The following is a 14,204-nucleotide window of genomic DNA, read 5'->3' as shown; positions in this document are numbered from 1 at the left end:
CCGACGTCCGGAGTTACGCCGATGCGGCCGTGCCCTTTCGGGGCGCCGTCCCGGAATCGGCTGCCACCACTGCCACGGCCGATTCGAATGCCGCGAGCACAGCCGCTATCGCGGGACGGGCATCGGCGCGGGGCCGGGTGGCCAGCTCGTACATCCGGGCGGCCCGCACGCCGGACAACCGCAGCACCGCCAGGTCCGGGTGGGCCACCGCGTAGCGCGGCATGAGCGCGACGCCGTAGCCGGTCGCGACCAACGTCTCGATGACGCGGAAATCGTTGAGCCGCTGAGCGATCCGTGGCTGCACGCCGGTCACGGTGGCGATCGAGCGCAGCACGTCGTCGACAGGAAAGCCGCCTCGCACGCTCAGCCAGGTCTCGTCGGCCAATTCCTCCGGCGTGACGGCCGATCGGCCCGCGAGCCGGTGCGTCGGCGCCGCGACGACGTCGATCGGCTCCCGCATGAGCACCCTGGTGTCGACGCGCGGGTCGGTGATCGGGGCGGCGCGTTCGTCGCGATGGGTCAGGACCACGTCGTAATCGGCGAGTAGTCGCGCCACTTCCGACGGCGGCACGTCCTCGTCCCGCGCGACCACGTCCACCCCGCTGTCCACCATGCCCGGCAACACATGCGGCAGCAGCAACGCGCCGCCCGAGGGGAACACCGCGACGCGGACCCGCCCGCGCGGCGAGCCGCGGTAGTGCGCCATCTCGGCGACCGCGCGATCCATGGCGGCGAGCACTTCGTCGGCGCGCACCACGAGAGCGCGTCCGGCGTCGGTGAGCCGGACCCGCCTGCCGTCCGGTTCCAGCAGGGCCACGCCCGCTTCCCTGGCCAGCACCTTGAGCTGCTGTGAGACGGCGGAAGGCGTCATCGACAGCGCCGCGGCGACGGCGGCCACGGTGCCGCGATCGGCCAGTTCCCGCAGCACGCGCAGCCGCTCGAGCGCCATCGGGGAACCGCGTACGACGGGAGAGTAATCCATTAAGCAACACTACATTATGGTTCAAAAATTATTCGATTGTTCTGATCATTAGCGAGCCGCACGATAAGCGACGTGACCAACCGCGACCGCCTGCTCGGCCTCACCGTCGTCCTGCTCTGGGGACTGAACTTCCTCGCCATCCGGATCGGGCTCGACCACTTCCCGCCGTTCTTCTTCGCGGCGCTGCGCTTCGCGGTGCTCGCGGTGCCCGCACTGCTGTTCGTCCCGCGTCCCGCGGTCCGGATGCGCTGGATCCTGCTCTACGGCACCGGTTTCGGCATCCTGCAGTTCGCGTTCCTGTTCACCGCGATGCGGGTGGGCATGCCGACCGGGCTCGCCTCGCTGGTGCTGCAGTCCTCCGCGCCGTTCACCGTGTTGCTCGGCACGCTGCTACTGGGTGAGCGGATGCGTCCGGTCCAGGTCGGGGGCCTCGCCGTCGCGGTGGCGGGCATGGCGGTGATCGGATGGGACCGGCTGGCCCACGCCGCCCTGTGGCCGGTGCTGCTGACCCTGGCGGGCGGGCTCGGCTGGGCGTTCGGCAACATCGGCGCGCGTCTGGCCGGCACCGAGACTCCCGGCGTCAATCCGCTGCATCTGATGCTGTGGACCACCGCCATCCCGCCGGTGCCGCTGTTGGCGCTGTCCATGGTCGCCGAGGGACCGACGACGGGCGCGCGTGCCCTGGCCGAGTCGTTCACAGCCGAGGGTTTGCCGGCGCTGCTGGCCCTGGCCTACATCGCCGTCCTCGCCACCGTGGTCGGTACGGGACTGTGGACCTATCTGCTCGGCCGCTATCCCGCAGGAGCGGTCGCCCCGTTCTCGTTGCTCGTTCCGGTCGTCGGAATCGCCGCCGCCTGGGCCGTCCTCGACGAGACACCGACCCTGATGTCGCTGGTCGGCGGCCTTGTGGTGCTGGCGGGCGCGTTCGCCGCCACGTCGAGCAGGCCACGTGCGGTGGCGGCGGACATCCGCACCGGGACACCGAGCGCCCCCGCACTGGCCGACGCCGGCCGACCGGCCTGACCAGGCGGTCGCGCCCGGATCCGGCCACCGCCGACGGCGCCGCTGCGGCCGGGTCGCGCTGCGCTACCAGATCGGGCCGATCCAGCGGACGCCGAAGCACTCGCCCCCGCCGGTGCTCGACCGCACAGATTTCGCACGGCGCGCCGATGGCTTTGCGGGGTGGGTGCGAGATCCTCGAATTGCCGCCTTACAGTAGTGCCCGGCGTGGAAGTTGGTCCCGGTTCTAGGCGGCAGAGCGGCGCATGGCAGAAAATCGATGGACCGTATCGCGAAGAGCACTGCTTCGTAACACGGTCGCGGCGGGGGTGGCAGCGGGGGCGCTGACGGCAGGTGCGTTGCGACCGACGCGGGCCGCGGCGAATCCCGGCGGAAGACGGGTCGCGGTGCTCGGCGGCGGTGTCGCCGGTCTCACCGCCGCGCACGAGCTCGCCGAACGCGGATTCCAGGTCACCGTCTACGAAAAGCGCGCGTGGGGCGGCAAGGCCCGCAGCGTCGGCGTGCCAGGCACCGGAACGGGAGGACGACCGGATCTGCCCGGCGAACACGGCTTCCGCTTCTTCCCCGGCTTCTATCAGCACGTGCCGGACACCATGCGCCGAATCCCGTTCCCGGGCAATGCCAACGGGGTATGGGACAACCTGGTCGCGGTGCCGGAAGCGCGTTTCGCCCGGCGCGGCGGCGACGACTTCCGCGTTCCGCTCGGTCCGCGCGCCCGCGCCGAATTCTCCCCGGCCGGTTTCCGCGAGACGCTCGGCGCGGCGCTGTCCACCGCGCTGAAGATGCCCACGAACGAGGGGATCTACTTCGCCGAACGCCTGCTGGTCTTCAACACCAGCTGCGACGCCCGCCGCCTCGGCCAGTGGGAGCGCACCTCCTGGCACGACTTCGTCGGCGGCCACGCGCGCTCGCACGAGTTCCGCGCCCTGCTCTCGCGCACGCTGACCAGCATCATGGTCGCCGCGAAGGAGGACGTGGCGAGCGTGCGCACCATCGGCACGATGGGCGAGCAGTTCCTCGGCAACCCGATGGGGATCGGCAACGACGGCGGCCTGGACCGCGTGCTGAACGGCCCCACCAACGCGGTCTGGATCGAGCCGTGGTTGCGGCGGATCCGGGAACTCGGGGCGGACTTCGTGCTGGGCGCCGAAGTGCGCGAACTGGAGGTGCGCGACCGCAGGATCGTCGCGGCGCGTGTGGTGGACGAGACCGGCGCGCAGCGCACGGTCGAGGCGGATTATTTCGTCGTCGCGCTGCCCGCCGAACGGGCGCGCGCCCTGTGGTCGCCGCAGGTGCTCGACGTCCAGCCCGAATTGGCGGGGATGGACCACCTCGTCACCGACTGGATGAACGGCATCCAGTTCTATCTGCGCAGGCAGGCCGACATCTCGCGCGGCCACACCGCCTACATCGACGCGCCGTGGTCGCTCACCTCGATCAGTCAGAACCAGTTGTGGCGGCGCAAGCTGCCCGAGTTCGGCGACGGCGGTGTGCAGGACTGCCTGTCGGTGGACATCTCCGACTGGAATACGCCCGGCATATTGTTCGGCAAGCCGGCCAAGGAGTGCACGCACGAGGAGATCGCACGCGAAGCGTGGGCGCAGATCCGAGCGCACCTGGACGATCGTGGCGAGGTGCTTGGCGACGCCGATTTGCACTCGTGGTTCCTCGACCCGGGCATCACCTGGCAGGAGGGGCAGCGGCGCAACGCCAACGCAGACCCGCTGTTGATCAACACCGCCGGGTCGTGGGACCACCGCCCGCAGGCGCACGGGGCGCTGGAGAACCTCTTCCTGGCGGGCGATCACGTACGCACGAACGTCGATCTGGCCACCATGGAGGGCGCCAACGAGTCCGCGCGCGCCGCGGTGAACGCGCTGCTGGACGTGGCCGGCTCGAATGCGGAGCGCTGCCGGACGTACACCCTGTATCGCGCGCCCGAGCTGGAACCGCTGCGCCGGCTCGACGCCGACCGCTACGCCGCCGGGCAGCCGAACATGTTCGACGTCCCGGTCTGAACGGCTGTGATCGATCTCCCCTCGCGGGAACGGGATTCGATCGCCACACCGGCGGGGACGGTGCTTGAATCGAAACATGGGCGAGCGCACCACTTCGAACGCGATCACCGACCCGGCGGATCTGCGAGCATTGCTCGGCGAGGTGGCGCCCCGCGTCGCCACCAAGGAGCGCGCCGCGCTGCACGCCCGGGACCGGGAGTGGATCGCGACCTCCCCGTTCCTGGTGATGAGCACCAGCGACGCGCACGGCAACTGCGACGCCTCCCCGAAGGGCGATCCGGCGGGCTTCGTGCGGGTGCTCGACGACACCGCCCTCGCCGTCCCGGAGCGGCCCGGTAACCGGCGCGCCGACGGCTACCTCAACATCCTGGCCAACCCGCACGTCGGCCTGTTGTTCGTGATCCCGGGCCGCCGCGAGACGCTGCGGATCAACGGCCGCGCCCGGCTGGTGCGCGACGCGCCGTACTTCGACGACATGGTGGTGCGCGGGCATCGCCCGATCCTGGCCGTCGAGGTGGACATCGACCAGATCTTCTTCCACTGCGCCAAGGCGTTCATGCGCAGTCACCTCTGGGAGCCCGACCAGTGGCCGCAGGACACCTTGCCGAGCGCTGCCCGCCTGGTCAAAGAGGTGCAGACGAACGTCACCGAGACGGTGGAGGAACTCGAGCATTACTACGCGCCGGAGAACTACGCGGCCAAGCTCTACCAGGGGTGAGCGGCGTGGCCCACGCCACCCGACCGCGGCGCGCCGCGATCGCGGCGCGAACATAGACTCGCGACGTGGCAGACATATCGGTGCGCGGACGGCTCGCGCTGGCGGCGGCGGCCGCGGCGTCCTGGGCCTCGCAGAAGGCGGGCCGCGGCAAGGGCTCGATGATCGGCGGCCTGATCGCGTTGAAGATCGATCCGACCGTCATGGATCAACTGGGACGGCGGCGGCGCACCGTGCTGGTGACCGGCACGAACGGCAAGTCCACCACCACGCGGATGACCACCGCGGCGCTCAGCACGCTGGGCACGGTCGCGACCCAGGCCGACGGCGCGAACATGGACGCGGGCATCGTCGCCGCGCTCAACGCGCACCGGCGCGCGCCGCTGGCCGCGATCGAGGTCGACGAATTGCATCTACCGCACGTCACCGATTCACTGAACCCCTCGGCGGTGGTGCTGCTGAACCTCAGCCGCGACCAGCTCGACCGGGTCGGCGAGATCAACATGATCGAGCGCAAGCTGCGCGCGGGCCTGGCGAAGCACCCGGCCGCCGTCGTGGTCGCCAACTGCGACGACGTCCTGGTCACCTCGATCGCCTACGACCACCCCAACGTGGTGTGGGTGGCCGCGGGCAGCGGCTGGGCGATGGACGCGACCAGCTGCCCGCGCAGCGGTGAGCCGATCGTCTGGGAGGGCGCGCACTGGCGCAGCACCGGTGCGGACTTCCAGCGTCCGGAGCCGGATTGGTGGCTCGACGGTGACGATCTGATCGGGCCGGAGGGCAAGCGTTTCCCGCTGCGGCTCGCGTTGCCGGGCCGGGCCAATCGCGGCAACGCCGCACAGGCAGTGGCCGCCGCCGTCGCGCTCGGCGCCGACGCGCAGCAGGCCGTCGCGGCTGCCGGGACAGTCCGCGAGATCGCGGGTCGCTACCGCACGGTGCAGGTCGGGGAGCACGACGCGCGGCTGTTGCTGGCGAAGAATCCGGCCGGATGGCAGGAGGCGCTGTCGATGATCGAGCCGACCTCCGCGGGGCTGGTGATCGCCGTGAACGGCCAAGTGCCCGACGGCGAGGACCTGTCCTGGCTGTGGGACGTGCGGTTCGAGCACTTCGAAGGCGTGCAGGTGGTGGCCGCGGGTGAGCGCGCCACCGACCTGGCCGTGCGGCTGACCTACGCGGGCGTGGAGCACACCCTGGTGCCCGATCCGGTGCGCGCCATCGCGTCGTGCCCCGCGGGCCATGTGGAAGTGCTGGCGAACTACACCGCGTTCCGTGATCTCAACCGTGACCTGGAGGAGCGGGCCTCATGAGCGAGTCGACCTTCCGCATCGGCTTGGTGCTGCCGGACGTGATGGGCACCTACGGCGACGGCGGCAACGCCCTCGTGCTGCGCCAGCGCCTGCGCATGCGCGGATACGACGCCGAGATCGTCGAGATCACGCTGTCCGAGCCGGTGCCGGACTCCCTGGACGTCTACACCCTCGGCGGCGCCGAGGACTCCGCGCAGCGTCTGGCCACCCGGCACCTGCAGCGCTACCCCGGCTTGCAACGCGCCGCGGGCCGAGGCGCCCCGGTGCTGGCGATCTGCGCGGCCATCCAGGTGCTCGGGCAGTGGTACGAGACCTCGGCGGGCGAGCGGGTGGACGGCGTCGGCCTGTTCGACGTCACCACGTCGCCGCAGCACAAACGCGCCATCGGCGAGGTGACCACCACCCCCTTGCTCGACGGGCTCACCGCGCCCCTCACCGGCTTCGAAAATCACCGGGGCGGAACGAAACTCGGTGGCGAGGCGCACGGCCTGGCCCGGGTCACCCGTGGCGTCGGCAACGGTGTCGGCGACGGATTGGAGGGCGTCGTCCAGGGTTCGGTGATCGGCACCTACATGCACGGCCCAGCGCTGGCCCGCAACCCCGAACTCGCCGACTTGCTGCTGATGCGCGCCCTCGGCGTCACCGAGCTGGCCGCCCTCGACCTCCCCGAGGTCGACCAGCTCCGGCGGGAGCGCCTGCGCGCCTGATCGCGGCCGAGGGCATCTCCTCCGAGCTCGGCTGTGTGCACGCGGGGGCGCACGCGACGGCGATGATCTTCGTCGCCGAGCGGCACCCTACCTCGGCCGGACGCGCGAAAACGATGCTCCACAGGCGTTTCGTTCTGCTTCCAGCCCCGCACTCCCGGAGAGCCTCGACCTGCATGCCATCCAAAGGTTCGCACAGCCACGACATCCGAGCGGTCGTCTTCGATTGGCGCGGCACACTCGTCTCGGAACTCTCCCCACAACGGTGGGCTCAGGAAGCCCTGCGGCGGGCCGGCCGCAGACACGACGACGATGCTGCCCGCGCGCTCCTGTGGAAGATCCGGGCAGCCGCCGGCGAACCGAACCGTCTGCAATCACCGCAAGGCAACACCAGCGCCGCCCGGCACAGGGAAACCTTCTACTCGGTGTTCGCGGATGCCGGACTCGACACCGATCTCGCCGACGAACTTTTCGCAGTGGATTCTGATCCGGCCTACAACCATTTCGCCGCCGATGCGGCCGTCACTCTCACCGCACTCGTCGAAACAGGCTGCAAGATAGGCGTTCTCAGCAACATTCACTTCGACATCCGCCCTTGTTTCGCCGAAGCGGGGCTGTTGCCATCGATCGAGACCTTCGTTCTGTCCAACGAGCACGGCATACAGAAACCCGACCCCGCCATATTCCGCCTGGCGCTCGCGGAACTCGGCACCCGCGCCGAGCAGACCCTCATGGTCGGAGACCGGCCCGCTCGCGACGGGGCGGCTGTGGCGGTCGGAATGCCGACCCTGCTCGTCCCTTCGCTGGCCGATCCCCGGAACTGCCAACTGCACCTCGTCACGAACGCCGTCGGTGCGGGTTCGCAACCGCGGGCCCGAAAGCAGGGCGCCGCGGTATAGGGCGGTATCGAATCGGGTCATACCTCGGTGACATCGACGGAGACGGTGATCGTGCTGTCCTTCGCGTCGGTGTAGATGATGCCGCGCAGCGGGGGGACGTCGGCGTAGTCCCGGCCCCAGGCGGTGATGATGTATCGCTCGTCGCCGAGCTGGTCGTTGGTGGGGTCGAGGTCGATCCATCGGCCGGTGCGATCGTGTCCGTCCGCGCCGGGCACCCACACGGCCGCCCAGGCGTGGGTGGCGTCGGCGCCGACCATCCGCTCCTTGCCCGGCGGCGGATCGGTGGCCAGGTAACCGGACACGTACCTGGCCGCGAGACCGTGCGAGCGCAGACACGCGACGGCCAGGCGGGCGAAATCCTGACAGACGCCCGCGCGTGCCGCGAACACGTCGGCCACCCGGGTGGACACCGTCGTGGCGCCGGACCGGTAGGCGAAATCGGTGTGGACGCGCGTGTTCAGCTCAGCCACCGCATCCAGCAGGGGTCGGCCCGGCAGGAGGGATTCGGCCGTGTAGGCCACGATCTCCGACGTGATCTCCGGTGGCTGCAGATCGAGGGCGAACTCCACGGCCAACGGTTCGGTCGCGCTGCTCGGACGCGCTTTCTCCCACGGCTCGGCGGCCGCTGCGCAGCTGCCGCGAGCCGAGGCGTCGACCTCGACCAGCGAGTCGCCGAGGACCGTCAGCGCGCGGTGCTCGGTGGCGACGTGGAAATAGGAGGTGATGTTGCCGTACACGTCCGCGCCGACCGATCGATCCGAAGGAGCGGGGTCGATCCGGATGTCGTGGGTGAGCAGCCGCTGGCCGGGTAGGTCGCGCGGCGTCAGATAGGCGCGCCCGTAGGAGTTGGTGACCTCCCTCGAGTACGAGTACGCGGTGCGGTGCGCTACCCGATACCGCCGCACCGGGGGGCCGGTCATCCGACGACCTGCGCGCTACCCCACAGCGGTTGGATGCCGACCGGCACCGACAGCGTGGTGGTCTCGAAGGAATCGGACACTTTGCGCAGGCGCACGTGCACACCCTCCAGCAACTCCGCCAGTTCGGTGCGCCGGTCCTCGGCATCGGTGACCGCCAAGTCGTCGGGGTCCAGACGGCGCAGCATGCGGCGCGCGTCCGCGAGCAGCCGCTGCGGGCGCGAGGATCCGGACGCGCCGGGCAGTGCGTGGAAAGCGCTGTGCAACCGGTCCAGCTGATAGGCCAGCGAGCGCGGATTGGCGGTGTCGAACAGGAGGAGTGCGGCGATGTCCGCCGTCCGGACCGATTCCTGGTGCCGCCGCCGATAACTCACCGAGGACTCGGTGGCCCGCAGCACCCATCCGGTGACCTCCCGCTCGGTCTGCTTCGGATACCGCTGGGTGAGCGCGGCCGACAGCAACGCGGTGAGGGCGAGACCGCGCTCGATCCGCTTGCCGATGTCTCTGACGTACCACCCGGTGTCCCGGATCAGCGACTCACCGTCGATGCCGGACAGCGCGAGCAATCCGGCCAGACTGCGCGCGTGCACCTCCGAGAGCTCGGCCACCCGGTCGCCCGCCGCCACCGGATAGCTCGCCAGCGCACGGTCGACCGCGCCTAGGATCATCCAGGTGTCCACCGACAGCTGGTCACGCACGGCCCGTGCGGCGTTGCCGTAGCGGTCGATCGCGAAGGCCAGCGAACCGGGCAGTTCCCGGTCGATCGTCAGCGCGACGAGATAGTCGTGGTCCGAACGGGAATCGCCGGGCACCCGGTGCGCCTCGGGAGTGATGACCGGCGCCGCGCCTGCCGTACCGGCGCCGTCCGGTGGTTCTGCGACGGCCTCCACACCGGCGGTGATCGGTTCTTCCGCACCGGCGTGGGCCACGGCTTCGTTCCGGGACACTGCGGCGCTGCGCTCGGTGTGCGCCGAATCGACACCGGATCGCCCCTCGGTCGGAGCGGCGGTGGCGGTGGCTCGGCCGAGGGCGGCCATGAGGATCGGCAGCGCCTCGGCGCCTTCCAGCCAAGGGCGATAGCGGAACTCCTGATAACGCTCATGGGTGGCGATCAGGAGACGGGCCGTGTCCTCCGCGCGCTCCCCGTAGCGACCCATCCAGAACAGGTCGTTGAGCACACGAGGAGAGCTGATCGGTTCCACGATCGGCGCGGTGCGCCGTTCGCGGGACGGCTCGGTGCTGATCGCGGCGGCGGTCGTCGGCGCGGCCCGCACCCAGATGTCTTTGGCGGCCACCGTGCGTGCGGCACGGTCGGCAGTGCGCTGACGCAGTTGGCCGAGGCCACCGGACAGCACGGTATAGCCGCCCCGGTGGGCGAGAGAGAACAAGCGCATACCGACCGGAGCCGCGCCGAGGTTCTCGTGATCGCGAATCGCGGGCGCCACGGAGAACTCGGCCGGTTCCCGGCCCACCCACTGCCATCCGTGCGCCTCGATCCTCGCCTTCGTCTCCGCGCGCTGGTCCCGGCTCAGTTCGGGCCCGACCAGCATGCTCCCGTCGACCGCGGAGCGCAGGATCAGCTTGTCCAAGTGGGTGATGAGATGCTTGCGCTCCTGCTCGCGACCGCCCCAGTACGACGGCGCATTCTCCAGCAGCAAGTCCTCGCCGAGCAGCGCGCGTGCGAGAGCGGGCAGGAAACCGGCCAGCGCGGGATTTTCCAGCAGTCCGCTGCCCAAGGTGTTCACCACCGTCACCGCGCCGCGCCGCAGCACCTCGACCAGACCGACCACGCCCAGGCGCGAATCCGGCCGCAGATCGAGCGGATCGGACAACTCGGCGTCCACCCGGCGCAGCACCACGTCCACCCGTTTCAGCGTGCCGAGCGACCGCATCCACAGCGCGCCGTCGCGCACCACCAGATCCGCGCTCTCCACCAGTGGAAAGCCGAGCGTGGAGGCGAGATAGGCCTGATCGAACGCGGTCTCGGAATGCACTCCCGGGCTGAGCACCACGACCACGGGCTCGTCGTCGTCGGTCGGCGCCGATTCGATCAGCATCAGGCGCATCGCCCGGGCGAATGGCGTCAGTGGACGTGGATTGGCGTGCTCGAACGACTCCGGGATAGCGGTCGCCACGACCCGGCGGTCCGCCAGCGCGTATCCCGCGCCGGAAGGCGCTTGCGTCCAGTCGGCGAGCACCCGGAACCGTCCGTCGGCCCATCGGCTGAGATCGCAGGCGTGCAGGAACAGCTGATGTCGCCCCGGCACGGTGATGCCGTGCGCGGCGCGGACGTAGCCACGGTGGCCGAACACGGCCTCCGGCGCCAGCAGTCCCGACCGCAGCGTCCTGCGCGGCCCGTAGACATCGGTGAGCACCTCGTCGAGTACTCGGGAGCGCTGTTCCAGCCCGGCCTCCAGCCGGGTCCAGTCGTCCGCGGCGACCAGCAAGGGAATCGGATCGAGGCGCCAGGGCGCCGTGGCATCGGCCGAGGCGCCGACCTCGTGGTAGGCGATCCCGTCGTCATCGATCAACCGGCGCACCCGGCTGTCCAGCCTGCGCAGCCCGTCCCCGTCGAGCCGGGCGAAGTCGGCCGCCAGCTCCGACCAGGTCCGGCGCACCGTGCCGTCGACGTCGACCAGTTCGTCGTAGTAGCCCGTCAGGGGCGCGCCGCATTCGTCGTAGGCGCCCGTGTCGGCGCCCTCCGAGCGGTAGCGCGTGAACTGTTCGCGCACAACGACGCCGGTGCCGGTCTCCCGTCGCTCCTCGCGCAACGTCACCGCGCCGACCTCGCTTCCGCCGCATCCTTGCCCAATGGTGGCCGAACGCTCTCCGGACAGTTCCTACCCGGGCTGTTCGACTGTGACGGACGCCATGAACCATTGGGGTGTGTGGTCATTTTCGCACGTCGCGGCGCCGATATCGGCGAAGCTTCAAGACGCATCCGCAGTCATCATTTCCAGTTGCCACATAATTGCCCGCATATCGCGCACACGACACGCGGGTCAGATCCCACCGCGACGGCCGGGCCGGTGGTATCACCGAACCACGACAACGATCTCGTCAGGAGGTCATATGCGTACAACCGATTGCTCATCGTGCGACTCCGCCTTCGACCACTGCCACGGAACCCTGATCGTGCACGCGAGCCGGATCGCCGAATGCACCGACGAGCACTGCTTGGAACTCAGCCATGCCCGGCACGCCTTCGTCCTCGATTGCCGAGACCTCGCGGGTGGCTGCCGGTGCACCGAGGAAGACACGGTTCGCCGCCGCGCCTGAACGGTTCCGTACCCTGGCCCGAGTGAGTTATGACCACGTGTTGCTGCCGTCCGGTGTCGCGTCGTCGATCGCGGAGGTCGACGCCTACCTGAGCACCCAGCAGGGCGTCCCCGAGTCGGGGGCGGTCGCGCAGATCGCGGCCGAACTGAACAGACGCAACGCGGAACTGCCCGAGGAAGACAGCTTTCTCAGTACCGTCCCGGTCGGCGGGGCGGCCACCGGCGCGGTGCTGCACGTGCCGTGTCCCTACGACGCGATCGGCTTCGTCCGCCACTTGCTGTTCGAACTCGCCACACCACTGGATTACGCCGTCTACGACCCGCAGCTGGCCTGGCTGATCGATCCCGCCGGGCATGTCGACGCCCTCGTCACCCACGGTGGCGCGGGCGAGTTCCCGTACTTGACCGAAGCGCTTGTCCATCAGTGGGTTCCGGAGCTGAGCGCGCCGAACCCGTATCTCGTCGTCGAACGCGGCGAGCAGTTCTACATCCAGACCTATCGCGGGAATACCGGTGCGTACACCGTGGAATACCGGGACGGCTCATCCGAGAAGCATTTCGGCACCACCGTCTCCGACCCCGCCACGGTGGCCGCCCTCATCTGGGGCTGGGCCAACGACGACCGCGGTCGCTTCCCTGGCCTGCCCTGGACCCGCGTCGACCTCTGAACCCGGGTCACTGGTGCTGAGCGGCCAACCGACCGGCCAGCGCCAGAAACGAAGCGCCGAAGACCCGGCGCGTCCAGGTCACCACGGCGGGCCGGTGCACGACGTGGTCCCGCACGGCGGCGGCGCACATGCCGTACACCGCGAACACCACCAATGTGGCGAGCATGAAGATGCCGCTCGACGCGAGCATGCGCGCCAGGGCATTCGGCGCCGTGCTGGGGACGAACTGCGGCAGGAATGCGAAGAAGAAGATGGTCAGCTTGGGATTGAGGAGATTGAGCAGGACCGCCGAGGTGATCACTTGCCGCGCCGAGGGCGCGGTGCGCCCGGCCTGCTCCGGCACGGCGAGCGCGCCTTTGTCCCGGAATGTGCTCCAGGCCATGTACACCAGATAGGCGACGCCGAGGTACTTCAGCGTCTGGAACGCGACCGCGCTGGCATTCAGCAGCGCGGCCAGACCCGTGATCGCCGCGACCAGGTGCGGGACGGTGCCGAGCGTACAGCCGAAGGCCGCGATCACCGCGGCTCGCATGCCGCGGGACAGTCCGGCCGCCAGTGTGAACAGCACCCCGGTACCAGGGGTCGCGACGATGACGAGCGTCGTCAGCACGAATTCGATGCTCATCCCCCACACGGTAACCCACGCCCGGCGGGCGCAATCGCGCTCGCGGTAAGAGTTCTCGCCGGTTAGAGCGCGCGCCGCCCCGACAGCGCGCGGCCGAGGGTCAGCTCGTCGGCGAACTCCAGGTCGCCACCCATCGGCAGGCCCGAGGCCAGCCTGGTCACGCTCAGGCCGGGAAAGTCGCGCAGCATCCGGACCAGGTAGGTGGCGGTGGCCTCGCCCTCGGTGTTCGGGTCGGTCGCGATGATCACCTCGCTGACGTCGACGCCGTCCTCCTGATTCCCGATGCGCGCCAGCAGTTCCCGGATGCGCAATTGATCGGGACCGATCCCGCTGAGCGGGTCGAGCGCGCCGCCGAGCACGTGGTAGCGACCGCGGAACTCCCGGGTGCGCTCGATCGCCTGCACGTCCTTGGGTTCTTCGACCACGCAGATCATGGTCCGGTCCCGGCGCGGGTCGGCGCAGATGCGGCACAGCTCGCCGTCGGAGACCGTCCCGCACGTGACGCAGAACTGCACACCGTCGCGCACCTTCTGCAGCGCGGCCTGCAACCGGTCGATCTCCGGCGGCTCCACCTGCAGCAAGTGGAAGGCGATGCGCTGCGCGCTCTTCGGACCGACGCCGGGCAGCTTGCCCAACTCGTCGATCAGATCCTGGACCGGACCCTCGTACACCCGCTGCCTCGGCTCAGAAACCGGGCAGCGAACCGCCGCCGAGGCCGCCGGACAGCGGTCCGAGCCGTTCCGCGGCGACGCGCTGCGCGTTGGCCATCGCGTCGTTGACCGCGCCGATGACCAGGTCCTGCAAGGTCTCGACGTCGTCGGGATCCACAGCCTTGGGATCGATGGTCAGCGACAACACCTCGCCGCTGGCCTTGATGGTAACCTTGACCAGGCCACCGCCCGCCGCGCCCTCCACCTCGGTCGCCGCGATCTCGGCCTGGGCTTCCATCACCGCCTGCTGCATCTGCTGCGCCTGGGCGAGCAACTGTTGCATGTCGAACTGGCCACCTGGCTGCACGGGAGGGTCCTCTCTGGAGAAGGTGTCACCGGCCAGCCTAGTCCTGCCACACCG

The 14,204-nt window shown here is 69.9% G+C and carries 14 protein-coding genes; 8 read left to right on the top strand and 6 right to left on the bottom strand.

Going from position 1 to position 14,204, the window contains the following annotated elements; genetic code table 11:
* Nucleotides 1-13 precede the first annotated feature (13 nt).
* Complete coding sequence (locus ACWEKR_RS23120; protein ID WP_452356248.1) at nucleotides 14-949, bottom strand: LysR family transcriptional regulator; 936 nt, start codon at nucleotides 947-949, stop codon at nucleotides 14-16.
* A 105-nt stretch (nucleotides 950-1,054) separates the two neighbouring features.
* Here ACWEKR_RS23120 and ACWEKR_RS23115 point away from each other — a divergent pair, with 105 nt between their 5' ends.
* The 6 genes from ACWEKR_RS23115 (at nucleotide 1,055) to ACWEKR_RS23090 (ending at nucleotide 7,645) form a co-directional block, all read left to right on the top strand.
* Nucleotides 1,055-2,005: an EamA family transporter gene (locus ACWEKR_RS23115; protein WP_195084906.1), complete on the top strand. Its 951-nt coding sequence runs from the start codon at nucleotides 1,055-1,057 to the stop codon at nucleotides 2,003-2,005.
* A gap of 242 nt (nucleotides 2,006-2,247) precedes the next feature.
* Complete coding sequence (locus ACWEKR_RS23110; RefSeq protein ID WP_452356210.1) at nucleotides 2,248-4,020, top strand: hydroxysqualene dehydroxylase; 1,773 nt, start codon at nucleotides 2,248-2,250, stop codon at nucleotides 4,018-4,020.
* Between the two features lie 76 nt (nucleotides 4,021-4,096).
* On the top strand, nucleotides 4,097-4,738 hold the full coding sequence (locus ACWEKR_RS23105; protein WP_452356209.1) for a pyridoxamine 5'-phosphate oxidase family protein: 642 nt from the start codon (nucleotides 4,097-4,099) through the stop codon (nucleotides 4,736-4,738).
* A gap of 65 nt (nucleotides 4,739-4,803) precedes the next feature.
* The gene (locus tag ACWEKR_RS23100; protein ID WP_452356208.1) at nucleotides 4,804-6,042 is read left to right on the top strand and encodes a MurT ligase domain-containing protein; all 1,239 of its coding nucleotides are present in this window, start codon (nucleotides 4,804-4,806) and stop codon (nucleotides 6,040-6,042) included.
* A complete protein-coding gene (locus tag ACWEKR_RS23095) occupies nucleotides 6,039-6,749 on the top strand; it encodes a type 1 glutamine amidotransferase (protein WP_452356207.1) in 711 nt (236 codons plus the stop codon). Before ACWEKR_RS23100 ends, ACWEKR_RS23095 begins: the two co-directional genes overlap by 4 nt.
* Nucleotides 6,750-6,922: 173 nt before the next feature.
* Nucleotides 6,923-7,645 carry an HAD family hydrolase gene (locus tag ACWEKR_RS23090; RefSeq protein ID WP_452356206.1) on the top strand — a complete coding sequence of 241 codons (723 nt, stop codon included), beginning with the start codon at nucleotides 6,923-6,925 and terminating at the stop codon, nucleotides 7,643-7,645.
* Nucleotides 7,646-7,662: 17 nt separating this feature from the next.
* On the opposite strand, the gene ACWEKR_RS23085 is transcribed toward ACWEKR_RS23090, so the two are convergent.
* Nucleotides 7,663-8,565: a transglutaminase family protein gene (locus tag ACWEKR_RS23085; RefSeq protein ID WP_452356205.1), complete on the bottom strand. Its 903-nt coding sequence runs from the start codon at nucleotides 8,563-8,565 to the stop codon at nucleotides 7,663-7,665.
* Nucleotides 8,562-11,339 (bottom strand): circularly permuted type 2 ATP-grasp protein, encoded by a 2,778-nt coding sequence (locus ACWEKR_RS23080; protein WP_452356204.1) that lies wholly within the window; start codon nucleotides 11,337-11,339, stop codon nucleotides 8,562-8,564. The genes ACWEKR_RS23085 and ACWEKR_RS23080 overlap by 4 nt, the downstream gene beginning before the upstream one ends.
* A gap of 295 nt (nucleotides 11,340-11,634) precedes the next feature.
* Here ACWEKR_RS23080 and ACWEKR_RS23075 point away from each other — a divergent pair, with 295 nt between their 5' ends.
* Together ACWEKR_RS23075 and ACWEKR_RS23070 are read left to right on the top strand one after the other, a co-directional pair.
* Nucleotides 11,635-11,841, top strand: coding sequence for a hypothetical protein (locus ACWEKR_RS23075; RefSeq protein ID WP_159844468.1), 207 nt, complete (start codon nucleotides 11,635-11,637; stop codon nucleotides 11,839-11,841).
* A gap of 22 nt (nucleotides 11,842-11,863) precedes the next feature.
* Entirely contained in the window at nucleotides 11,864-12,508 is a 645-nt protein-coding gene (locus ACWEKR_RS23070; protein ID WP_195084913.1) for a hypothetical protein, read from the top strand.
* Nucleotides 12,509-12,515: 7 nt separating this feature from the next.
* On the opposite strand, the gene ACWEKR_RS23065 is transcribed toward ACWEKR_RS23070, so the two are convergent.
* The 3 genes from ACWEKR_RS23065 to ACWEKR_RS23055 form a co-directional block, all read right to left on the bottom strand.
* Nucleotides 12,516-13,133 carry a LysE family translocator gene (locus ACWEKR_RS23065; protein ID WP_452356203.1) on the bottom strand — a complete coding sequence of 206 codons (618 nt, stop codon included), beginning with the start codon at nucleotides 13,131-13,133 and terminating at the stop codon, nucleotides 12,516-12,518.
* A 62-nt stretch (nucleotides 13,134-13,195) separates the two neighbouring features.
* On the bottom strand, nucleotides 13,196-13,804 hold the full coding sequence (gene recR, locus ACWEKR_RS23060) for a recombination mediator RecR (RefSeq protein ID WP_067799767.1): 609 nt from the start codon (nucleotides 13,802-13,804) through the stop codon (nucleotides 13,196-13,198).
* A 13-nt stretch (nucleotides 13,805-13,817) separates the two neighbouring features.
* Nucleotides 13,818-14,150, bottom strand: a complete 333-nt coding sequence (locus tag ACWEKR_RS23055; RefSeq protein WP_195084915.1) for a YbaB/EbfC family nucleoid-associated protein — start codon at nucleotides 14,148-14,150, stop codon at nucleotides 13,818-13,820.
* Between the last annotated feature and the right edge of the window lie 54 nt (nucleotides 14,151-14,204).

The sequence above is a fragment of the Nocardia sp. NPDC004573 genome, assembly GCF_053602135.1.
This window is presented reverse-complemented; position numbering and strand designations above follow the sequence as displayed.

What these genes read in the sequence shown, in the direction of transcription:
- ACWEKR_RS23120 (WP_452356248.1), bottom strand. Translation starts at nt 949, where the DNA reads ATGGCGCTCGAGCGGCTGCGCGTGCTGCGGGAACTGGCCGATCGCGGC.
- ACWEKR_RS23110 (WP_452356210.1), top strand. Translation starts at nt 2,248, where the DNA reads ATGGCAGAAAATCGATGGACCGTATCGCGAAGAGCACTGCTTCGTAAC.
- ACWEKR_RS23105 (WP_452356209.1), top strand. Translation starts at nt 4,097, where the DNA reads ATGGGCGAGCGCACCACTTCGAACGCGATCACCGACCCGGCGGATCTG.
- ACWEKR_RS23095 (WP_452356207.1), top strand. Translation starts at nt 6,039, where the DNA reads ATGAGCGAGTCGACCTTCCGCATCGGCTTGGTGCTGCCGGACGTGATG.
- ACWEKR_RS23090 (WP_452356206.1), top strand. Translation starts at nt 6,923, where the DNA reads ATGCCATCCAAAGGTTCGCACAGCCACGACATCCGAGCGGTCGTCTTC.
- ACWEKR_RS23085 (WP_452356205.1), bottom strand. Translation starts at nt 8,565, where the DNA reads ATGACCGGCCCCCCGGTGCGGCGGTATCGGGTAGCGCACCGCACCGCG.
- ACWEKR_RS23075 (WP_159844468.1), top strand. Translation starts at nt 11,635, where the DNA reads ATGCGTACAACCGATTGCTCATCGTGCGACTCCGCCTTCGACCACTGC.
- ACWEKR_RS23065 (WP_452356203.1), bottom strand. Translation starts at nt 13,133, where the DNA reads ATGAGCATCGAATTCGTGCTGACGACGCTCGTCATCGTCGCGACCCCT.